Below are 22,061 nucleotides of genomic sequence, written 5' to 3' on the forward strand. Positions count from 1 at the left end.
ACCTAGTTATAAGGTTTATAATTGAGTAACTCAAGAGTTAGACTTAATTTTTCAAAATAGTTCGTTATTTTTTAACGGTTTTTAGCGTACCACAAAACTTTGTAAAAACGCGTAAAAAAGCCTATTGTGGTAGTCAATATTAAGCACCATGTATATGTGTACTTATAGTGCTTTTGTATAAATTTGTGTTTATCTATTGGCTTTAGCACACGGGTTGTTTAGAATCGAGGAAAACAAACAGGTCAGACCTGTCAGCGGGAGAGCATAAATGTCTGAGCAAAACATACTAAAAACACCAAAGGGCGACCGTATTGCCATAGTTAGCGGCTTACGTACACCTTTTGCAAAACAAGCAACAGCGTTTCACCATGTACCAGCCCTAGATATGGGTAAGCTGGTGGTTAACGAAATGCTTGAACGATTAAATTTCGACAAGTCAGAAATCGATCAACTTGTATTTGGTCAAGTAGTACAAATGCCAGAAGCGCCAAATATTGCACGTGAAATTGTTTTAGGTACGGGTATGCCAGTAGGCGTAGACGCGTATTCTGTATCGCGTGCATGTGCTACCAGCTTTCAGGCTATTGCTAATGTAGCTGAGTCTATTATGGCAGGCTCTGTAAGTGTAGGTATTGCAGGTGGCGCCGACTCATCTTCAGTATTGCCTATTGGTGTAAGTAAAAAACTGGCAGGTAGCTTAGTTGATCTAAACAAAGCCCGCACCCTAGGCCAGCGCTTAAAAATATTTTCAAAACTGCGTTTAAAAGATTTATTACCAGTACCGCCTGCGGTTGCTGAGTACTCAACAGGCCTTTCTATGGGGCAAACGGCTGAGCAAATGGCTAAAACACATAATATAAGCCGTGAAGATCAAGATGCACTTGCACATCGTTCGCATTCACTTGCAACCCAAGCGTGGGCAGATGGCAAGTTAAAAGATGAAGTAATGACAGCGCACTTACCGCCATACAAAAGCTTTATTGAAGAAGATAATAATATTCGTAAAAATTCAACGGTTGAAGGCTACGCTAAGCTTAAACCGGTATTTGACCGCCAACATGGCTCGGTTACCGCAGCAAACGCAACACCGTTAACCGATGGTGCAGCAGCGGTACTTATGATGAGCGAAAGTAAAGCAAAAGCACTTGGCTACGAAATTTTAGGTTATGTACGCAGTTTTGCGTTTTCAGCTATTGGTGTAGAAAAAGACATGTTAATGGGTCCTGCGCATTCGACGCCTATCGCGCTTGATAGAGCAGGTATTACACTTGCTGATTTAGATTTAATTGAAATGCACGAAGCGTTTGCATCGCAAACACTTGCCAATATGAAAATGTTTGCCTCAGATAAGTTTGCGCAAGAGCAACTTGGTCGTAGTAAAGCAATTGGCGAAATTAACATGGATAAGTTTAACGTTAACGGCGGCTCTTTAGCATATGGTCACCCATTTGCTGCAACAGGTGCTCGCTTAATTACGCAAAGCTTACACGAGCTTAAACGTCGTGGTGGCGGTTTAGCATTAACAACAGCGTGTGCTGCTGGTGGTTTAGGTGCAGCCTTTGTATTGGAGAGTGCGTAATGTCAGATTCAGTATTTAATTTAACGGTAGATGAAAACAAAATTGCCGTAGTAACCATTGATGTGCCGGGTGAAAAAATGAATACCCTGCGTGACTCATTCGCTGATGACTTAAAAGCTTTACTTGAAGAAGCGAAACAAGAGTCAGTAAAGGGTATGGTATTCATTAGTGGTAAAAGCGATAACTTTATCGCGGGCGCTGATGTAAAAATGCTTGATAGCGTGCAAAAGCGTGAAGATGCATTAGCAATTAGTGAGCTTTGCCACCAAGCATTTTTTGATATGACAAAACTACCTTATACGACTGTAAGTGCAATACATGGTGCGGCGCTTGGTGGTGGTTTAGAGTTTGCTTTAGCGTGTGACTACCGCGTAGGCACAGATAGTGATATCACTAAAGTAGGCCTTCCTGAAGTACAGCTTGGTTTATTACCAGGTGGCGGTGGGACGCAGCGTTTAACTAAAATTGTAGGTATTCAAAAAGCACTAGAGTGGATGCTAACTGGTAAGCAAATTCGTCCTAAGCAAGCCAAAAAGGCGGGCGTATTAGACGACGTTGTGCCACAAAGTGTATTGCTTAAAGTCGCTAAAGAATTTGCAGCTAAGAAAAAGCCACAAAATAAAGAGCCTAAGCTTGATAAAGTCAGCAAATTATTAGAGTCAAACCCGTTTGGCCGTAACTTTATCTTTAAAAAAGCGAAAGAAAACGTACTTAAAAAAACAGGCGGACATTACCCCGCTCCTATTGCAATTATCAAGGCTGTGCGTGCAAGTGTAGAGCTTGATAAATTAAAAGCATACAAAACAGAAGCTGAAAGTTTTGCAACACTCGTAATGAGTGATGAATCTAAGGCGCTTCGTAGTATTTTCTTTGCAACCACTGAAATGAAAAAAGAGTGGCGTAACGATGATGCGCCGGCTATCAGTAAAACAGCCGTTTTAGGTGGTGGCTTAATGGGGGCTGGCATTGCGCATGTAAGCGCAGTAAAAGCCAAAGTACCTGTGCGTATTAAAGATGTAGCAGAGCAGGGCATTAGTAATGCCATGAACTACACCTACAAAATTTTAGATAAACGCCTTAAGCGCCGTATTATGTCTAAAGCTGATATGCAGTTAACCATGAACCGTATTACCGGTACTACTGACTACAGCGGCTTCAAACATATTGATTTAGTAGTGGAAGCTGTATTTGAAGACCTAGCCTTAAAGCAAGGTATGGTTGCTGATATAGAGCAGCAATGTCAAAACAATACTATTTTTGCTAGTAACACGTCATCACTGCCTATTTCACAAATTGCAGCACAGGCGCAGCGCCCGGAAAACGTGATTGGCCTGCATTACTTTTCGCCAGTTGAAAAAATGCCACTAGTGGAAATTATTCCACATGAAGGGACTTCACAAGAGACCATTTCGCGTGTAGTTAACTTTGCTCGTAAGCAAGGTAAAACGCCCATTGTGGTAAAAGACATGGCAGGTTTTTACGTAAATCGTATTTTAGCGCCTTATGTAAATGAAGCGGCTAATTTAATGCTTGCCGGTGAGCCAATTGAAAAAATAGATGCAGCGCTTGTAGAATTTGGTTTCCCAGTGGGACCGCTTGCTTTACTTGACGAGGTAGGGATTGATATAGGCTCTAAAATTGCCCCAATTCTTGAAAAAGAACTAGGCGAGCGATTTAAAGCACCAGATGCATTTTCTCGTATGATTGATTCAAAACGCCTAGGTCGTAAAACGGGTCGTGGTTTTTATGAGTACGATAAAAAGAGCAAAAAAGTTGACGAATCTGTCTATGAGCTATTAGGTGTAACTCCTTCATCGCGTTTAAATAAAAGCGAAATTGCTAAGCGTTGTGTATCACAAATGCTTAACGAAGCTGTACGTTGTTTAGATGATGGCATTATTGCAAGCCCTCGTGATGGTGACATTGGCGCTATATTTGGCATTGGCTTCCCACCGTTTTTAGGTGGACCGTTTAGCTACATGGATAAACTTGGCGCAACTAAAGTAAGTTCTGACATGTCTACTTTAGCAAACAGCAATGCGAACTTTGCTCCGTGCGATACATTAGTAGCAATGGCAAACTCAGGCGCTACATTTTACAATGTGCAAACAGCCACAGATGAGCCAAGCTCAGCCACAATTGAAGAGCAAGTAATACACGCTGAATCTTCTGATAAGCAAAATGAAGAAAGCGTAGCTGAGTCGCCAAAACAAGACTCTTAACAGCTGCTTTAATAAAAACCGCATTTATATGCGGTTTTTTTATGCCTGCTATTAATAGATACATAATACCAATCCGCAATAATACTTAATTATTTTGCTTTACTATGAATACGTTTTCCCATTCCCAAAATAGATTAATTAAGTGAATTAGTATGTAATGTGTTAGCGTAATTACTTAGGGCGTAGGTAAATAAGGGGGATTAATGCAGTTATTTACACCCAGATTAGCGATGCGGCAGTTAAATAATAAAGATTGGCCGCTATTTTTACAGCTGCACAGAGAGCCACAAGTGCTGCGTTACTGTTATGACATGCCTAGCGAGGCCTTTGTACGTAATCGATTTGAGCTGCGCGTAGGTAAGTGGGATACACGCTCGAGGGACCCATTGTGTTTAGTTGTCACCGATAAAGTTTCAGGTGTTTTACTTGGCGTGACCGGTTTTACTTATGATGGAGATACAGCAGAGCTTGGATACTTATTTATGCCAGAATATTTTGGTCATGGTTACGCCACCGAATCATTAAGGGCAGTGATCGATTGGGCTTGGAATGAGTGCAAAATTCATCAATATAAAGCCGTGGTAACACGTGGCAATGTTAATTCTGAAAAGGTACTGAGTAAGTGTGGTTTAACGCATACAGATACGCTTCAAAGTGCACATACAATTAGTGGTAAGCTGTATGATGATTTGGTTTACACATTAAAGCTTTAGGATATTTTAATGGGCTAGCAACCTAGCCCCAAAATGCCTACAAATGAAGTAAAATAGCTTGTCTGTCTTTCTCAGGCATATTTTCTACAACTAGATTGAATGAGTTATCAATCATTCTCTCTATTTCGCCTTGTGGAATAGTGCCGTCTAAAATAACAGTGTTCCATAAACGTTTGTTCATGTGATAGCCAGGGATCACCGCCGGGAAAATTTCACGTAAAGAAAGTGCCTCATCAGGATCGCACTTTAAATTAAGCCACCAAATAACTTCTCCGTCATCGTTTGTTTCACCATCATTGCCAACAGCAAGAGTGGCAAACATTTTATGATTCACTTTATAAACGTCAACCTCCTGTGCAAATGGTTTTGTAACCTGCACAAGTGGTTTTTTAATTAAATACTCATGTACTTTAGTCTGGTCCATGATCCATTCCTTGAAGTCATACTCGGTAAAGCTACCATAGCAGTTTTTTGTTCATTTGATTATATGTATTTTAGTATAAATTAGAATTTTGCAAGCTAATACAACCTAATACAGTAAATGCATATTATAAGATCAACTTAATTGTTGAACAAAATCTAGTTCGTGGTATGTTTCTGCCAATCACAAAAATAATAGGAATACACACATGCCAAAGGCGAGTGAAGTTAAAAAAGGTACGGCTATTGATTTTAATAATCGTGTTTTAGTTGTAAAAGATATTGTGCGCTCTGTGCCACAGGGGCGTGCGGGTGGTAGCTTATACCGTATGCGTTTATACGATGTAGTAACCGGCGCTAAAGTAGACGAGACATTTAAAGACAGCGATATGTTAACGCTTGCCGATTTAACTCGTCGTGAAGTGATGCTTTCTTATGTAGATGGCGACGAATATGTATTTATGGATAACGAAGATTACACGCCGTATAACTTAAATAAAGACGCAATAGCAGAAGAAATGCAATTTGTTAACGAAGAAACACAAGGCGTGCACGTTATTGTTATTGATGGCGCCCCAGTAGGCCTTGATTTACCTTCAAGCGTTGAGCTTGTCGTTGAAGAAACAGACCCATCAATTAAAGGGGCTTCAGCAAGTGCTCGCTCTAAACCAGCAAAGCTTTCTACTGGCTTAACTATTTCTGTACCAGAGCATATTTCTACAGGCGATCGTATTCGCATCAATACAGTGGAACATAAATTTATGGGCCGTGCTGAAAAGTAATCCCAAACCTTTAGCTTGATTAAAGAGCTAAAAACAAAAAGGGAGTAACGTTAGTTACTCCCTTTTTTATATTTTTTGATACGATTAGCTTGCTTGTTGCTCATCGTCTTTAATTGGCGCTACGTTATCAGCTTTTTTACTTTTTGTAGGTGATTTAGCTGCTGCAGGCTCTTTGCTACCTTTGAGCACAGCCATAAAGTCATCTTTACTTTTTGCAATTTCAAGCGCTAATGATTCGACTTGTTGCTCGCTTAACGGCACGTCTACCTTTTCTAACATCAGTTCAAGTGACTCTGCTATATCAAGCATTTTGTCATAGGCATCAGCTTCTTTTTTGGTAGTAAACGTCATGCGCTCAACTCCGTTTCGTTCTACAACATATTTAACAACAACAGCCATGATTTCTCCTGCAAGCTTGCGTGGTACTGTGGTTTATAAAAACCATTATATTACTGTTTTTATGTACAGTAATGGTTTGCGAAGGATTTTGCAAGCTAAGAGTATTGATTTCCACTGCCTTAGATTTGACAAAAAACGGTAACTTTACTTTAGTTAAGCTGTCACTTTGTTGTACCAGCTGCATTTTCAGGATTTCGGATCATGGTGATAATGCGTTTAGGTACTCTTTAAGTGACGAGCTTTTTTGTTCTTTATTTATTGATTTTCCTGAGCAATATAAAACTTAGAAGAAAATAAGAAGGACAAAGAAATGAAAATCTTAAAAAGCTTACTGGTTGTAGCTTTATTATCTTTAATGCCCATAACAGCTGCAATCGCACAGTTACCAGAAATAACTAAGCAAACACCGCAGCTTGAAACCGTGAGTATAAATAATGCAGATGCTGCAATGCTTGCTCAGTTGCCGGGTATAGGTAAGAAAAAAGCCCAAGCCATAGTTGATTATCGTCAAGAAAATGGTGATTTTGAAAATCTAGATGATTTATCAAATGTTAAGGGTATTGGTGAAAAACTATTAGAAAAACTAGAGGGTAAAATATCGCTTTAATTAGCTATAACCAGAGCGTTAACTGCTCTGGTTATATTCTTCTAAGGCTTTTGCTAAATGTTTTTTTGCAAAGTTAATTTCAATAGGTGTAGTGAGCAATGGGTAGCAAAGCCCGCCAAGGATTAAAAACGGAATTAAAATCCAACCTTTAAACACGGTAAATATTAAAAATAATGGGCTAAGTAATACGAGCTTTATAATTCGAAGTAATACTTTATCGGTAGGTGAAAGCATACTCAAAGATAAGGCAATTACCTGCTGACGTTGACGTATTTTTAACTGCTTTAACTCATTTATTTGGCTTGAAAAAAAGGTAAACATATTAAATCGACTTTTTAATTATTAGGCGGCAAGTTACTAAAACAAACAGCGTAACTGTAAATAGTGCAAATATTATTTCCATCCAAGCTGGCATGCTTAAGCTCATAAACTGCCAATCTATGTTGCCACAATCACCCGTTGCCTGAAAAAAACTTGGGATCCATTCATGAAGTGGCATAAAAGGAGGAAAGTTAGGCTCAAATTCGCAGCTAAATGCAAAAGGATCTGTAGTGGTTTGCATGTCAATATGCTCACGAGCTATTAGGTAGCCCCACACACTCGATACACCCCACACTAAATATGCAAAGGCTCTTACAAGTTTGCTTTGAGGTTTAGTTGAGCCAATAATACCCGCGCCTAATAAACCTAATACAGCAGTACGTTGATAAATACACATAATGCATGGTGCTAAGCCCATCTGGTATTGAAAAAACAGTGCAGTGACTTCTAGTAAAAATATAATACCAGTAAATAAAAGCCATGGTGAACGTTGGGTAGAAAGATGTGCGAGCCAGTTCATAAAAATTCCGCATTTAAATAAGACGTTAGATTATGTACTAGGATAAAGTAAGCGGCAACAAAAAGGGGAAAAAAGCTACCAAATCACTTTTTTTAGGATGAGCTAAATGGTTGCTTGTAACAACTTTTGCCTTAGCTAATTGTTGCTCAATACATTGTGCTAGTAAACATTTGATTATATCGCTCTACTTTTACGTTTGCTTTTGAGGTGTTTTAATGTTGTCTAAATATTCAAGTAAAACGTGTTGTTACTAAGGTGTATCTTTTAATTTTTAATATATTTTAATTACTGGCAACTAATTAATATAAGGTATTAAGCGTAACAAATGCATTGATAGTGACTATGTACCTACAATGAACGGAGTAAGCTAAAAATACAAAAGATGACTATTTTATGCAAAGTTAAATTTGAATATTTGCTAATTTGAAATTTCTACTCATTTGCTTGGCTAATATAACTTACTTTACTTGTTAGTTGTGTTTCGTCTGGTACAATCTGTCAGTTATTCGTGAAAAACGATAAGTGTTGATTAATTCGAGTGGGAATTGAATGAGAATTTTTAAAGCGAAAAGCCCAGCAGGTTTTGCTGAAGAATATATAGTTGAGTCTATTTGGAATGGCGATTTCCCTCCAGGTTCAATTCTACCAGCAGAGCGAGAACTTTCAGAGTTAATTGGCGTTACAAGAACAACTTTACGTGAAGTATTACAGCGTTTAGCCCGTGATGGCTGGTTAACCATTCAGCATGGTAAGCCTACCAAAGTGAATAATTTTTGGGAAACGTCTGGCTTAAATATACTTGAAACATTAGCGCGCCTAGATGAAGATAAAATGCCAGAGCTTACCGATCAGCTTTTATCCGCCCGTACTAATATAAGTGCTATTTATACGCGTGCCGCTATTAAGTTAAACCCAGAGCGTGTAATTGAAATTTTATCAGAATGCGACGAATTAGAAGATACAGCTCAAGCATTCGCAGATTATGATTATAAAGTACATCATGAGCTTGCAGTGGCCGGTAACAACCGTATTTATGTACTTATATTAAATGGCTTTAGAGGTTTTTACTTTAAGATTGGTTGCCATTACTTTTCAGATGCGGGCACTCGTGAGTTAGCGCGTCAATTCTACAAAGATTTAACTGTTCTTGCTCAAAATAGAGAGCATGACGGAGCTATTTCAATGATGCGTAAGTTTGGTCATCAAACTGGCGAAATTTGGCAAAAAATTCGCGATGATATGCCTTCCGATATAATGGATTAAATTAATATTAAAAACCTGCTTTTGCAGGTTTTTTTGTATCCGAAAAATGGTATTTAACTGTGTTCGGTATTTTCGATTGTTCGCATCGTTAAATACGATTGTTCTTTTATGTCGAATAACTCTAGAATGCGAAATAATTATATGTTTGCGCTATTGGTTTTTAATTTTTAGCGCCCATATAACTATCAGTATTGCGTTAGCAATCTAAAACAAACTCAAAATATTTGGAGAATAAAATGGGTGTATTAGTAGGCCGCCAGGCACCAGACTTTACCGCTGCAGCTGTTCTAGGTAACGGTGAAATTGTAGATAGCTACAACCTTCACGAAACAATTAAAGGTAAAAAAGCAGTAATCTTCTTTTACCCACTAGATTTCACGTTTGTATGTCCTTCTGAACTTATCGCATTTGATAAGCGTTTTGAAGAATTTAAAAAGCGTGGCGTAGAAGTAATTGGTGTTTCTATCGATTCACAATTCTCACATAACGCATGGCGTAACACGCCTGTAGCTGACGGCGGTATTGGTAAAGTTCAATACGCACTAGTTGCAGACGTTAAACACGAAATCTGTAAAGCATACGACGTTGAGCACCCAGAAGCGGGTGTTGCATTTCGTGGTTCTTTCTTAATCGATGAAGAAGGTAACGTACGTCACCAAGTAGTGAACGATTTACCACTTGGCCGTAACATCGACGAAATGATCCGTATGGTTGATGCTTTAGCATTTCACAGCGAAAACGGCGAAGTTTGCCCAGCTGGTTGGACTGAAGGTAAAAAAGGTATGGACGCAAGCCCTGAAGGTGTTGCTAAATTCCTATCTGAAAACGAAGGCGAGCTATAATTTAGCCCTTTGCTTTTAATAAAAAACCGCCAAATGGCGGTTTTTTTGTTTTAAGCATAGCCCATTCTAAATGGGTTTTAGCTAATTAAAACGAGAAGCTAACTTTAGTATAGAAGTAGCGGCCTCTAGGGTTGTGTACACCTGAAGCATAACCGTATAAATCAGCGTCACCATCACCAATTGCAAATGGTGGCTCTTCATCAAATAAGTTATTTACACCTAACGATACTTTAGTTGAGTCAGACACTCGGTACGATGTTTGTAAATCTACCAGTGCTTGTGAGTCAACCATACGAGATGTATTACTATCAAAGTCTAAATTACCGTCAAAATCAATATCAGGGGTATCTTCAAACTCACCTACATAACTGATGTTTAGGTTTGTATTAAACTCGCCAATTTCCCAGTTTGTAGAAAAAATCCAGCGATGTTCAGGGTAGCCGTATTCACCGGTGTAATCGCGACCATCTTTTTCAAATTTGTCTTGGTATGCCCATTCTAAGTTAAATTTAAGTAGACCTAAGTCGTCAAGTGAGTGATTGTAGTTAGCTGAAACATCAACACCAGAAACCTCTTGCGAAGAAACGTTTTCAAATGTGCTGTAAATTTTTTGAATTGTACCAAGGCTATCGCCACCTGTAGGTGCTAAACGCACACATACAGTACTATCTTGGTTATTACACTCAGAGTTATAAATTGGACCAAACTCTTGCTCATCAATTTTGTTATCTTGAGTGATACTCCACACATCGATACTTAAACCGAATTCAGCTGTAGGCGCCCAAATGAAGCCTACATTCCATGATTCTGATTCTTCAGCTTCAAGGTCAGGGTTACCAGCAAATTCAATATTGTAATCAAGTGCATCACAATCAAGGCCGGTTGCTTCACAGCGGTATGTATCTACAAAGAATTGGCTTTCTTGAGATGGACCCAAACCAACTTGTGCCAAAGAAGGCGCTCTAAAACCTTGTGCCCAAGAGCCACGTACTGTGATTTCATCAGTAGGCGCCCAGCGAAGAGCTACTTTAGGGTTCGTTGTTGTGCCAAAGTCACTGTAGTCATCGTAACGACCAGCAAGTTGCAGCTCTAAATTATCAGCAAGAGGGATAGAAAACTCAACATAGGCTGCGTATTGTTCACGATTTGCAGACGCCGATACAGACTCAGTACCGAATATTAAACCACGTTGAAATTGATCATCAGGAATGTCATTCACATCTTCTTCACGGTATTCAATACCTGCAGCCATCATTACTACGTCATCGCCAAAACTAAAAGCTTCGCCTGTAATGTTTGCATCAAAAGAGGTCATGTGAGACTCACCACGACGCACTAAGCTTGTTGTAATACGATCAATTACAGCAGGGTCGTTGTATGTGCCACCAAATGGGTTGTAGTTTCCTGCATCAATTTCTTGTTGTAAGAAATCAGTACGAACCCAGCCTTGTGTTCTATCACCTGTTTGAAGTGATTTACTACGGCCTTTTTGTACCGCGGTTTCCCAGCTCCAGTCGTTAAATTCACCTCTAAGCCCTGCAACAAAGCGAAGCGTATCTGATTCAATATCCCATTGGCGTGCGCCAGCATCAACTGTACGGTAACGACCAATTTGAATGTCTTCACCAAATGGATTGTTAGGGTGATTCGCTGGGACAGTTAAACCTGCATCTTCATCAAGTGGAGTAGGGGCTCCGGCTGCAACAGACGTATTGTGCTGTACTGCCATTTCTAAAAAGCCTGTAATGCCATTGTCAAAGTTATATTCAAATTGAGAAATAGCACCTACGCGCTCAGACTCTGGTGCAATATAACCGTATGGGCCGTAATCAAATAAACAACTACCGCTTGAAGTTGCGTTTTCTGCAGGACAAGCCGGATCAATTGTTTTAACACCATCTACATAAAAATATCCCGGGAAACCACGAGATGAGCGAAAATCCTCACCCCCATAAGGTGACTGATTTGCTGTACCTAAGCTGCCCATTTCATCAGATGATAGTGAGGTGTTTTTAAAGTAATCAATGATCACAGAAGCACTACTTTTCTCGCTAGTAGTACCCCATACTAAGCTTGCTGTTGTTTCTTCATAATTTGGACCATCAGTACCACCGTAGCCCAAATTGACTTCAACACCGTCAATGTCTTTTTTCAAAATAACGTTTACAACACCCGCTACTGCATCTGAGCCATAAATGGCAGAAGCGCCATCTTTTAAAATATCTATACGCTCAATGGCAGAAACTGGGATACTGTTAATATCTACAAATGAGTTTGTGATACCTTCGGCAAATGCACTAATAGATACACGACGGCCATTGATTAGTACAAGCGTTGCATCAGCACCTAAGCCACGTAAACTAACAGCAGCAGACCCATTTGCAGTTGAATCTTGGTTGTTACCACGTGTTGAGAAAGTACCGCTACCCGCTACAGGCATTCTTTCGAGGAGTTGTTGTAGGTTATCATAACCCATGTTCTCAATATCAGCTCTTCCGATTGATTGTACCGGAGAAGGTCCTTCGATATCTGAACGTTTGATTCGCGAGCCAGTAACTTCAATACGCTCTACTTTTTTAGCCTCTTCAGCAGCGTAAGTTGTTGTTGTAAAACCTGCTGAAAGTGCAATTGTAGCACCTGCAATTAAGCTAGGTGTAAATGCAGTTGATTGCTTCATCCTTAAGTCCTTGTTGATATGTTATAAATTTAGTTGCTCAATACCAATCCTTTTAAACTGTTAAATAAATCCAATATTTAAGCGGATTGATATAACAAGCGAAAACATTAATATCATGTAACTTAAGTGTTAGCAATCAGACTCAAATGTGATTTTAGTATGGTTTTTAGTGTGTTTTTGAATGATTTTAAAGCAGATATTGTGTGCTGAAGAAGGTTGAAATAGGCGTGTAAGCTTTATTTTAGAAATAAAAAATACAGCCTAAATGAGAGTAATAATTAAATTAATTAATTCAAAATAAAATTGTAATAAATTATTTACATCTATACTTTGGATGAATAGTAGTCTTGTTGTATATTAATAAAACAAATAATAGTTAATTTTTTAATAAAAAAAACGCCTAACTTAGTTAGGCGCTCTGCTTATACTTTGTGCTTCATTAAACGTTCTTTTTCGCGAGACCAGTCTTTATTTTTACCATCTTCACGTTTGTCATGCATTTTTTTACCTTTAGCTAAATGAAACTCTAGTTTCACCCAACATTTTTTCCAATACATGGCTGTGGCTACCAACGAGTAGCCGTCACGTTCGGTTGCGCCGACTAATCTATCAAGCTCTCTTCGACTTAATAGAAGTTTGCGGTATCGCATAGGATCGCAAATAACATGGGTTGATGCGCTGTTTAAAGGCTGAATTTGACTGCCTAATAAAAACGCTTCGCCATTTTTAAGGTGAATGTAAGTTTCTGAGATGTTTACCTTACCTGCTCGGATACTTTTTACTTCCCAGCCTTGTAGTTCAACACCTGCTTCAAACTTGTCGTGTAAAAAATACTCATGACGCGCTTTTTTGTTTAGCGCGATGGTATTACTATTCGATTTTGATGATTTGTTCTTAGCCATAGTGCCCTATAATATACGTATTAAGAGATGTTTTACATCGATTTTTTAATTCTGCATTTAAAATAATCAGGTTAATTTAAGCGCCATGAAAATTTGGGGAAACGCGCAAAGCTTGCTAAAATTCGCCCACACAGTTGGGAGTGAGTATGCCACAAATAGAAAAAAGTGCGCTGGTTATGTACAGCACCAAAGAGATGTTTGATCTAGTTAATGATGTAGAAGCTTATCCAGAGTTTTTACCTAATTGTTCAGACTCAAAAATTGTTTCACAGCATGATAATAACATGACCGCGAGCTTAGAAATATCTAAGGCGGGTATAAAAAAGTGGTTTACTACCGAAAATACATTTATTGATGAGCAAACGGTTGCTCTTCGTTTAGTTGATGGCCCATTTAAAATGCTTCAAGGGCGTTGGTATTTTCAAGCATTAGATAAAACAGCATGTAAAGTTAACTTAGAGCTTGAGTTTGAATTTTCAAGTAAATTAGTTGAACTTGCATTTGGCAAAATATTTAATGATGTTGCTAAAAATATGGTGAGTGCCTTTACCCAACGAGCTAAGCAGGTTTACGGATCGCGATTATGATTAATATAGAAGTTGTATTTGCATTGCCTACTACGGCGACAAGTTTATCTATAAAAGTGCCAGAAGGTACTACTGCTGAGCAGGGGGTTATTCAGTCAGGTATTATTGAAAAGTGCCCTGAAATAGACCCAACAGCATTAACGTTAGGTGTGTGGAATCGAACAGTCAAAGCTAACTACGAGCTAAAAGAGGGGGACAGAATTGAAATCTATCGTCCCTTAATTGCTGACCCTAAAGATGCACGTAGAAAGCGTGCAGAAAAAGCAAAAGAAGAAGGCCGAGCAAACAAAATCACTGGTGGACGCCCGTTATAAACGAATAATAATACCAGTTACAAAAAAGGTGAGCTTTGCTCACCTTTTTTAATTACTAATATTATTACTGCTCAAGTGGCGTATTAAAGTTTTCTGGTTGGTCATAGTCACCTGAAACAGCAACGAGTTGTTCATTTTCAAATTTGATCACTAACTCTTTCTGTTGTTCGTTTTTACGGCCTTTATTGAAGCTGTAAAGGTAGCGCCATGTACTCTTATCAAAAGCATCTTCAGCAATTGGGCGCCCTAATACATAAATAACTTGCTCTCGAGTCATGTTTACACGAAGCTTATCTACATCTGATTGTTCTAAAAAGTTACCCTGAGGGATATTTATTCTGTATACCCAGCTAGAACAGCCCGCTAATGAGCTAAATGTTAAAGCGACGATAAGCCAAAGAGAAAAAGTTTTTAACGACTGCATTGTTAGTTGTGATCCTTATTTTTTATAATCTGCATGATACCGATTAGTCACTGAAGGTAAAACCCTTTTAAGCAATTGTTTTTTGTTAAGGGTGTTAAGGTAATGTTTTGACCATAAATAACGAAAAAAGTTTACAGCGTATTGATACAAACGCATTAAAAAATGAGCCTATGTGGTTTTTATACATAGTTGAAACACGATTTGGACATTGGTACACAGGGATCACAACGAACGTTGAAAAACGTTTTGCAACTCACCAAGCAGGTAAGGGGGCTAAAAACTTAAAAGGTAAGGGCCCGCTTTTACTTATACACAAACAAGAAGTAGGTAATAAAAGCGAAGCGAGCAAGCTGGAATATAAGCTAAAAAAACTGACTAGAGCAAAAAAAGAAGCGTATGTATTAGCTTACGCCTGCAAAGATTAAGCTAGGATTAGTTAACTAACACACTAACTAATAGCGCATCGAGTTTAAAGTGACATATCAGCATTTTAAATGTGCACCTTGCGCCCCAATAGACTTTAAAGTGCATTTAAAAGTAATTCTTAAGCAGCTATATTGACTAGGTGTACACATAATCTAAAACGAGTATGTGGTGGGTATTATAAATAGTGAGTTGATGGGGGTTATAAAACACCTTTAAACAACACTAAATGTTTATAGTGATGCTCAAAGGTGTTATTCAATCGCTTTTATTTTCTTAACGGTGTTTTTCAAAAGTAGCAACTAATGCATCAAGTGTTTGTGCACTGTTTGCTAAGTCGCGAATAGCTTGTTCAGTATTAATTTGCTCGCTCATTGCTTTATCGCTAATTTCACTGATTTGTTCAATGTTACGCCCTACATCAGCAACTACATTGCTTTGTTGCTCAGTAGCCGTTGCTATGAGCGTCGCCATATCATTTATTTGATTAGCCGTTTCGCTAATTGCGTCAAGAAGCTCCACCGAACTTTGCATTGCCCCCACACTTTGCTGGGCTTTATTTTTTGATTGGCTAATATCATTAACCACATCATCAGAGATTTTAGTCAGCTCTTCAATCATAGATTGAATTTCAGTCGTTGATTGCGATGTGCGATTAGCCAAGGCACGAACTTCATCTGCAACTACAGCAAAACCTCGGCCGTGTTCGCCTGCACGAGCAGACTCAATGGCAGCATTTAAAGCAAGTAGATTAGTTTGCTCTGAAATACCTCTGATTGAATCGACAATACTTGCTATATCCACTGTTTTTTTAGAAAGCAGTGTAACCTGCTCTGTTATGCCATCAATATCACTTGCAAGGGCTGAAATAGTCGCCTGGCTTTGTAATACTTGTTTATGACTCTGAACGGTATTTTCGCGACTGTTATCAGTTAATTTTGCTGTGTTTGCTGCGCTTTGCGCTATTTCTTGAACAGTCGCACCCATTTCGTTAATTGCAGCTGCAACAGAAATTGTTTGCTCTTTTTGACTATCTATTGCTTGTGAGTTTCGCTTTGCTTGCTCAAACACATGGTCAGAGCTTTGACGAATATCGTGGCTTTCGTTTGCAACTTGAGTAATCGCAGTTTCTATTTTATTGATAAACTGATTAAAGCCATTACTTAAATTATTAAGCTCAGGTTGGCTCGATTCAGGTAGGCGGTACGCTAAATTAGCATCGCCCGATCCCAACCTTGAAAATAGCTCCGCCATTTCAGAAAGTGGAGATGAAAGTGAGCGCGCAAGTAAGTAACTAACTAAGCTTGCAATGATTGCAATTATTAATGTGAAGGTAAATATTTGCCACTGTAGTTTACTAACACTTGCAAATACTTCACTTTTTGGTACTTGAGCAACAACGTATAAATCGGTGTTTTTAATAGGTGTAGCGGCGATTAGCGTTGGCTCACCATTTAAGTTTATTTCTTCTAATGCAAAGCCGTTTTTGTTAAGTAATTGGTTGTGAATATTTGCACCATATAAATCATTAATATTCGCTTTAGCCACTTTACTGGCGTCTTTATGTAGTTGAATTAGGCCGCTTTTATCTGCAATAAATACAAAGCCTGTTTTTTCAATTTTAAACTGTTGTAAAAGCTTTTGCATATCTGTGATGCTTTTAGCAAGGCCCGCTAACCCTGTGCCATTTACCTGTTGGTGATTAATGAACATTTTTACGTCATTAGCAGACTCCTGGTAAATACTAATAGAGTAGGATTGTTTAGATTGTGTAAATCCAAAAAACCAACCATCAGTACTATCGTTTTGTAGCACACGTAAAAAACCATCTTGGTTCCAATATTGCGCTGTATTTCTATTTGCCCAAGATGCCGTAGCTAGGTCAAACTGCGAGGCCACTCGGTTTAATTCTTTTAACAGTAATGTATCGTCTTGGTTATTAGACTCCGCCCACTGTAATATAAACTCATTTGATGATAGCTGCTGTGCAGCGCCTACTAGTTCGTTTATCTCACCACCAATGTGGTTACTAATTGTTTGCAGCTTGCTTGGCAATTCTGATGTGATCATACGTTGCTCAATAATATCTTCAGAGCTGTATAACGAAGTTAAGCCAATAAGTGCAGCTACGCATATAGCAATACCGCTCCCAAGGGCCGTTATTTTTTGAGTAATTGAAAGGTTGTTTGTCATCATGATGTTAATTATTTTACAGCTGAGTAGGGGGCTATGTTAGCACATTATTTATTTTGAGCTAACTATTGGCTTTAGCATAATGGGTACTTAGGTTGAATTGATTACGTTTTTATTAATAGGTATCAAAAAAGCCCATACGCAAAACATATGGGCTTGGTTTCTAACAAGCGAAACTTTAGTGTTTAGGGTTATACAATTTTTTTCATTGCTGACATGTAACCACGCAGCTTAGCACCTACTTTTTCTACAGGGTGCTCACGTAGGGCTGCATTAATCTGAATTAATGTTTGGTTATCAACTTGGTTGCTTTGCTCGCCAAGGCCTTTACCTATAACATCAGTATCAATGTTTTTCATAAAATCAGCTAATAGTGGCAAACATGCATGGTTATATAAGTAACAACCATATTCAGCAGTGTCTGAAATAGTACGGTTCATTTCGAAAAGCTTTTTACGGGCAATTGTATTAGCAATTAATGGTGTTTCGTGTAATGACTCGTAGTAAGCTGATTCTTCAATGATGCCCGCTGCGGTCATTGTTTCAAAAGCGAGTTCAACACCGGCTTTAACCATAGCCACCATTAAAATACCGTTATCAAAAAACTCTTGCTCTGAGATTTCTACATCACCAGCAGGTGTTTTTTCAAAGTTAGTTTCAGCTGTCTCTGCACGCCATTTTAGTAGGTTTGCGTCGTCGTTGTTCCAGTCTTCCATCATTACACGTGAGAATGTACCGTCGATGATGTCATCTTGGTGCTTGTTGTAAAGCGGACGCATAATAACTTTAAGCTCTTCACTTAACTCAAACGCTTTTACTTTTGCTGGGTTTGATAAACGGTCAAGCATGTTAGTAACACCACCGTATTTAAGGGCTTCGGTGATTACTTCCCAGCCGTATTGAATTAGTTTAGATGCGTAACCTGCATCAATTCCCTTTTCAATCATTTTATCAAAACATAAAATAGAGCCTGTTTGTAGCATGCCACAAAGGATAGTTTGCTCACCCATTAAGTCTGATTTTACTTCAGCAATAAATGAAGATTTTAAAACGCCTGCACGGTGACCACCAGTACCTGCTGCGTATGCTTTAGCTTGCGCTAAACCATGACCTTGCGGGTCGTTTTCTGGGTGAACAGCTATAAGTGTTGGAACACCAAAGCCGCGTTTGTATTCTTCACGTACTTCAGAACCAGGACATTTTGGCGCAACCATGATTACCGTAATGTCTTCGCGTACTTGCATACCTTCTTCAACAATATTAAAGCCGTGAGAATATGCAAGAGTAGAGTCTTTTTTCATAAGCGGCATAATTGCACTTACTACTGCCGTGTGTTGCTTATCTGGCGTTAGGTTTAATACTACATCAGCTGTTGGGATTAATTCTTCGTATGTGCCTACTGTAAAGCCATTTTCAGATGCATTTAAAAACGATTGACGACGCTCAGAAATAGCAGATGCACGTAATGTATAAGAAACGTCTAAACCAGAGTCACGTAAGTTAAGGCCTTGGTTTAAACCTTGTGCCCCACAACCTACAATAACTAACTTTTTACCTTTTAGTGCGTCAACGCCATCGGTAAATTCGCCAGCGTCCATAAATTCACATTGTGCCAATTGCGCTAATTGCTCGCGTAAAGGTAAGGTATTGAAATAATTCGCCATTGTTAGTGTCCTATAAATTTGTTTGTTAGATGCGCGGCATTTGCTGCGCTTACAAACACCTTATGCAAAAACGTTACTTGCGTAAAATGATATATTTGAATTAAAGTATTTCATAATATGAAACATAGAGCATGATATGGACCATAAACACTTAAACTATTTTTTAGCCCTGGCTAAAACATTACACTTTGCCCGCGCAAGCGAGCTTTGTCATATAAGTGCACCTACATTAAGTCGTAATATAAAGCAGTTAGAGGAAGAAGTGGGGGTTGCATTATTTTTACGAGATAACAGAAGTGTAAAGTTAACGCGCGAAGGGGAGTCGTTTATTGATTACGCAACAGCAACGCTTGCAAGTTGGCAACGTTTTAAGGCTAACGCACAGGACCCAACTCAACACATTTATGGCAAAGTAAGTATATTTTGCTCAGTGACTGCTTCGTATAGTTTTTTACACCAAATATTGGAACAACTGCGAGCGCAACACCAATATATAGAAATAACCTTAAACACGGGCGACCCAGCGTTAGCTATTAATAGGGTGCTTGATGGACATGAATTAATGGCAATTGCTGCTAAACCAAGTAAGTTACCCGCGCAAATTGCATTTGTAGATATTGGTTACTCTCCACTTGTATTAATAGGCCCAAAAATTCAATGCCCGCTTAGTGAAAAATTGATACAAAATAATGAAATAACAGATTGGTCAGATCTTGAATTTATAGTGCCAGAGCAAGGCTTTGCAAGACAAAGGTTAGAGCAATGGTGGCGTAAAAATAATATTCACGGAAAAATATATGCACAAGTTGCAGGACACGAAGCTATGGTTTCTATGGTAAGCCTAGGTTTTGGCGTGGCAATGGTTCCTAAAATAGTGCTTGATAACAGCCCGCTACAAGACAAAGTGCAAATTTTGACACCTAAAATGCAAGTGCCTGAGGGGTTTGATATAGGTTTAGCGGTATTAAAAAAAGAACTAAACGACCCAGCTATCAGTGCGTTATGGAATATAGCGCAAACTTTAGACGCAAAAGCTATTTAATATACCCTGAAAAAAACTAGTTAAGTAAATAGTATGAATAGTGGTTGCTTAACGGTTTACTATTACTTAACATTGAGCACTAATAAAAAAAACAATGCCGCATGAGAGTTTATCTATGAACCAAGCAGTGTCACTTGCTCATTCTGCCCAATGCCTTAAAAAGGCTATTCCATTAATGGTAAAGTACCGTATGCCGGTTACTCCCATTAATTACGCAATTTGGTACTGCTATATTCAAGGGAATAACCCTTCTCTTAATGCTGAGTTAGATCAGGTTATTGAGCAGCAACAAACCTGTTCTCAAGATAAAGCTAAAGAGATTTTTGATAAGCATCTAACGCAAGACGATTTGGCTTTTTTTCAAGAAATGACAGAAAAGTTCCATACAACTATGGAGCAAGTTCAGCAAGATATAAGTATAACGCTCGATCATTCTAAAAGTTTTACTACCAGCCTCGTCGACTCTCAAAATGAATTAAACATGCTTACAGATGTAAGCTCATATAATGAAATATTAGGGTGTGTAGAGCGGCTAACTGATGAGTCTATTGCTATGCAAGATTATGCGCGTGAGTTTCAAACGAAACTAGCCGTTGCATATAATGAAATTAAGGATTTAAAAGAAGCGTTAAATATTTCAAAAGAAGCTGCTGATAAAGATACACTTACCGGTTTTTATAATAGAGGTAAGTTTGATACCGACATTATACATTTTTGTCGTCAATATTCAGAGCAAGAACAAGAAAGCTCGCTTGCTGTACTTATTATGTTTGATATTGATCACTTTAAGCGCTTTAACGATGACTTTGGTCATCAAAAGGGTGACGAAGTACTCAAGTTGGTAGCTAAAAAGGTAAGAGAAAACTCAATTGATACAGCCAAAGTGTATAGGTATGGCGGGGAAGAGTTTTGTATTACAGCGTACTTTGACACGATTAACGATATTATAGCGTTTGCAGATCGTATTCGTTTAGAGATTGCAAAACTAACGATTCGTAAAAAGCATGATGTTACAACTAAACGTGCCATTTCGGCCAGTTTTGGATTAGCTATATTACGTCCGTTTACAAATAGCGCTGTATTAGTAGAGCGCGCAGATAGAGCGCTATATATAGCTAAAACTCATGGACGCAACCGTATTGAAATAGCCCCCGATATTTAATCTTATCTTTTTAAACCTGAAAATTAACATTTGTGTATATAAATTGTGAATGATTGTAACCAACTAGAGCTAGTTTTAAAAGACCTTGCTAGTATGAGGAACTTACTTACTTTTATATTTTGATTTACGCTAATGCGGTACTTCTTTTTATTAATTACAGCTTTGTGCTTTAGCTTGCTGTTTAGCTGCTTTTCAGTGTGTGCTACACAAGATAGTAATCACGCTGATGAATTTACAGAGCAAAGCATATTAACCAACCAGTGGCATTTAAGTTTAAGTGCGGGGGTAGGTGTAATAACGAACCCGTTACACGGTGGGGATAACATTCCGTTGGTGGTAATTCCTCAAGTTGCTTTTTATGCAAAACAATGGTTTTTTGATAACGGTCGCCTTGGTTACTCATTTATACAAACCCCAAAACATCATCTTAATTTAGTAACTGAATTAAATACTGAGTCTCGCTTTTTTATTGACTGGCATCCCAAAAATATTTTGACACTACAAAATAGTGCGTTTAAAACTCAACAGGTGATAGAACAGGAAAATGAAGCGCGCTCTGTAAATATAAATACCCTACATAAACGCAAGCTAGCTCTTGATGCTGGACTGGCATATCATTATGTAAATGAAGAACATGTATTTTCTGTCCAAGCGCTACATGATGTAACCGATGTGTACTCCGGTGTCCGTGGTGCGCTGCAATGGCAGTACCATACTCTGTTTGGGCAGCTTAAAATTAAACCCTCCCTTGGAATAAATTACAAATCTTCTGAACTAAATAACTACTTTTATGGACTTAAAGACGGTGAAACTCAATTTGGTAAAATAGACGTTGGTAGTAGTTGGCAACCTTATGCTAAAATCGACGCCCGTTGGCCACTGAGTAAGGCTGACTCTCTTCGTTTTCATGTAGCATATTATGACTATTCGGCTATGGATAGCAGTCCGCTTTTTGAACGCACTTATTCAATGACTGCTTTTATAGGATTTGACCGTACTTTTTAA

The 22,061-nt window shown here is 38.6% G+C and carries 22 protein-coding genes; 13 read left to right on the plus strand and 9 right to left on the minus strand.

Annotated elements, in window-relative coordinates; all coding sequences use genetic code 11:
- Positions 1-268: 268 nt before the first annotated feature.
- From fadI to J8L73_RS01885, 3 genes are all read left to right on the plus strand, one after another.
- Positions 269-1,579, plus strand: coding sequence for an acetyl-CoA C-acyltransferase FadI (fadI, locus tag J8L73_RS01875; RefSeq protein ID WP_210999254.1), 1,311 nt, complete (start codon positions 269-271; stop codon positions 1,577-1,579).
- Positions 1,579-3,801 (plus strand): fatty acid oxidation complex subunit alpha FadJ, encoded by a 2,223-nt coding sequence (gene fadJ / locus J8L73_RS01880; protein ID WP_210999255.1) that lies wholly within the window; start codon positions 1,579-1,581, stop codon positions 3,799-3,801. Before fadI ends, fadJ begins: the two co-directional genes overlap by 1 nt.
- A 203-nt stretch (positions 3,802-4,004) precedes the next feature.
- A complete protein-coding gene (locus J8L73_RS01885) occupies positions 4,005-4,514 on the plus strand; it encodes a GNAT family N-acetyltransferase (protein ID WP_210999256.1) in 510 nt (169 codons plus the stop codon).
- A 37-nt stretch (positions 4,515-4,551) separates the two neighbouring features.
- On the opposite strand, the gene J8L73_RS01890 is transcribed toward J8L73_RS01885, so the two are convergent.
- A complete protein-coding gene (locus J8L73_RS01890) occupies positions 4,552-4,938 on the minus strand; it encodes an MmcQ/YjbR family DNA-binding protein (protein WP_211014452.1) in 387 nt (128 codons plus the stop codon).
- 205 nt (positions 4,939-5,143) lie between these two features.
- On the opposite strand from J8L73_RS01890, the gene yeiP reads away from it, so the two are divergent.
- The gene (gene yeiP / locus J8L73_RS01895; RefSeq protein ID WP_210999258.1) at positions 5,144-5,716 is read left to right on the plus strand and encodes an elongation factor P-like protein YeiP; all 573 of its coding nucleotides are present in this window, start codon (positions 5,144-5,146) and stop codon (positions 5,714-5,716) included.
- Between the two features lie 84 nt (positions 5,717-5,800).
- Here yeiP and J8L73_RS01900 read toward each other — a convergent pair whose 3' ends face one another.
- Entirely contained in the window at positions 5,801-6,115 is a 315-nt protein-coding gene (locus J8L73_RS01900) for a YebG family protein (protein WP_211014454.1), read from the minus strand.
- A 310-nt stretch (positions 6,116-6,425) separates the two neighbouring features.
- Here J8L73_RS01900 and J8L73_RS01905 point away from each other — a divergent pair, with 310 nt between their 5' ends.
- Complete coding sequence (locus J8L73_RS01905) at positions 6,426-6,722, plus strand: helix-hairpin-helix domain-containing protein (RefSeq protein ID WP_210999260.1); 297 nt, start codon at positions 6,426-6,428, stop codon at positions 6,720-6,722.
- Positions 6,723-6,740: 18 nt separating this feature from the next.
- Here the strand turns inward: J8L73_RS01905 and J8L73_RS01910 are convergent, their stop codons facing one another.
- Both J8L73_RS01910 and dsbB read right to left on the minus strand, forming a co-directional pair.
- Entirely contained in the window at positions 6,741-7,043 is a 303-nt protein-coding gene (locus J8L73_RS01910) for a DUF6170 family protein (protein ID WP_210999261.1), read from the minus strand.
- A 1-nt stretch (position 7,044) separates the two neighbouring features.
- On the minus strand, positions 7,045-7,563 hold the full coding sequence (dsbB, locus tag J8L73_RS01915; protein ID WP_211014456.1) for a disulfide bond formation protein DsbB: 519 nt from the start codon (positions 7,561-7,563) through the stop codon (positions 7,045-7,047).
- Between the two features lie 549 nt (positions 7,564-8,112).
- Here dsbB and fadR point away from each other — a divergent pair.
- Positions 8,113-8,826, plus strand: a complete 714-nt coding sequence (gene fadR, locus J8L73_RS01920) for a fatty acid metabolism transcriptional regulator FadR (protein WP_210999263.1) — start codon at positions 8,113-8,115, stop codon at positions 8,824-8,826.
- A 236-nt stretch (positions 8,827-9,062) separates the two neighbouring features.
- A complete protein-coding gene (locus J8L73_RS01925) occupies positions 9,063-9,668 on the plus strand; it encodes a peroxiredoxin C (protein WP_006793938.1) in 606 nt (201 codons plus the stop codon).
- 85 nt (positions 9,669-9,753) lie between these two features.
- On the opposite strand, the gene J8L73_RS01930 is transcribed toward J8L73_RS01925, so the two are convergent.
- Positions 9,754-12,345 (minus strand): TonB-dependent receptor, encoded by a 2,592-nt coding sequence (locus J8L73_RS01930; protein ID WP_211014458.1) that lies wholly within the window; start codon positions 12,343-12,345, stop codon positions 9,754-9,756.
- Positions 12,346-12,767: 422 nt separating this feature from the next.
- On the minus strand, positions 12,768-13,247 hold the full coding sequence (gene smpB / locus J8L73_RS01935) for an SsrA-binding protein SmpB (RefSeq protein ID WP_058548460.1): 480 nt from the start codon (positions 13,245-13,247) through the stop codon (positions 12,768-12,770).
- A 146-nt stretch (positions 13,248-13,393) separates the two neighbouring features.
- Between smpB and J8L73_RS01940 the strand changes: the two genes are divergently transcribed.
- Together J8L73_RS01940 and J8L73_RS01945 are read left to right on the plus strand one after the other, a co-directional pair.
- On the plus strand, positions 13,394-13,834 hold the full coding sequence (locus J8L73_RS01940) for a type II toxin-antitoxin system RatA family toxin (protein WP_210999264.1): 441 nt from the start codon (positions 13,394-13,396) through the stop codon (positions 13,832-13,834).
- The gene (locus J8L73_RS01945; RefSeq protein ID WP_211014460.1) at positions 13,831-14,148 is read left to right on the plus strand and encodes an RnfH family protein; all 318 of its coding nucleotides are present in this window, start codon (positions 13,831-13,833) and stop codon (positions 14,146-14,148) included. Before J8L73_RS01940 ends, J8L73_RS01945 begins: the two co-directional genes overlap by 4 nt.
- Positions 14,149-14,212: 64 nt before the next feature.
- Here J8L73_RS01945 and bamE read toward each other — a convergent pair whose 3' ends face one another.
- A complete protein-coding gene (gene bamE, locus J8L73_RS01950) occupies positions 14,213-14,572 on the minus strand; it encodes an outer membrane protein assembly factor BamE (RefSeq protein ID WP_210999265.1) in 360 nt (119 codons plus the stop codon).
- Between the two features lie 107 nt (positions 14,573-14,679).
- On the opposite strand from bamE, the gene J8L73_RS01955 reads away from it, so the two are divergent.
- Positions 14,680-14,997, plus strand: a complete 318-nt coding sequence (locus J8L73_RS01955) for a GIY-YIG nuclease family protein (protein WP_211014462.1) — start codon at positions 14,680-14,682, stop codon at positions 14,995-14,997.
- Positions 14,998-15,271: 274 nt separating this feature from the next.
- Here the strand turns inward: J8L73_RS01955 and J8L73_RS01960 are convergent, their stop codons facing one another.
- Together J8L73_RS01960 and ilvC are read right to left on the minus strand one after the other, a co-directional pair.
- The gene (locus J8L73_RS01960) at positions 15,272-17,191 is read right to left on the minus strand and encodes a methyl-accepting chemotaxis protein (protein ID WP_211014463.1); all 1,920 of its coding nucleotides are present in this window, start codon (positions 17,189-17,191) and stop codon (positions 15,272-15,274) included.
- A gap of 188 nt (positions 17,192-17,379) precedes the next feature.
- Positions 17,380-18,852, minus strand: a complete 1,473-nt coding sequence (ilvC, locus tag J8L73_RS01965) for a ketol-acid reductoisomerase (protein ID WP_211014466.1) — start codon at positions 18,850-18,852, stop codon at positions 17,380-17,382.
- Positions 18,853-18,988: 136 nt separating this feature from the next.
- Between ilvC and ilvY the strand changes: the two genes are divergently transcribed.
- The 3 genes from ilvY to J8L73_RS01980 all read left to right on the plus strand — a co-directional run bounded on the left by ilvY (position 18,989) and on the right by J8L73_RS01980 (position 22,061).
- Positions 18,989-19,894, plus strand: coding sequence for an HTH-type transcriptional activator IlvY (gene ilvY / locus J8L73_RS01970; RefSeq protein ID WP_138682668.1), 906 nt, complete (start codon positions 18,989-18,991; stop codon positions 19,892-19,894).
- Between the two features lie 115 nt (positions 19,895-20,009).
- Positions 20,010-21,056 (plus strand): GGDEF domain-containing protein, encoded by a 1,047-nt coding sequence (locus J8L73_RS01975; protein ID WP_211014468.1) that lies wholly within the window; start codon positions 20,010-20,012, stop codon positions 21,054-21,056.
- Positions 21,057-21,251: 195 nt separating this feature from the next.
- Positions 21,252-22,061 (plus strand): MipA/OmpV family protein, encoded by an 810-nt coding sequence (locus tag J8L73_RS01980; RefSeq protein WP_348771947.1) that lies wholly within the window; start codon positions 21,252-21,254, stop codon positions 22,059-22,061.

Origin of the sequence: Pseudoalteromonas sp. MMG006, assembly GCF_018101025.1 — a bacterium.
GTDB lineage: Bacteria > Pseudomonadota > Gammaproteobacteria > Enterobacterales > Alteromonadaceae > Pseudoalteromonas.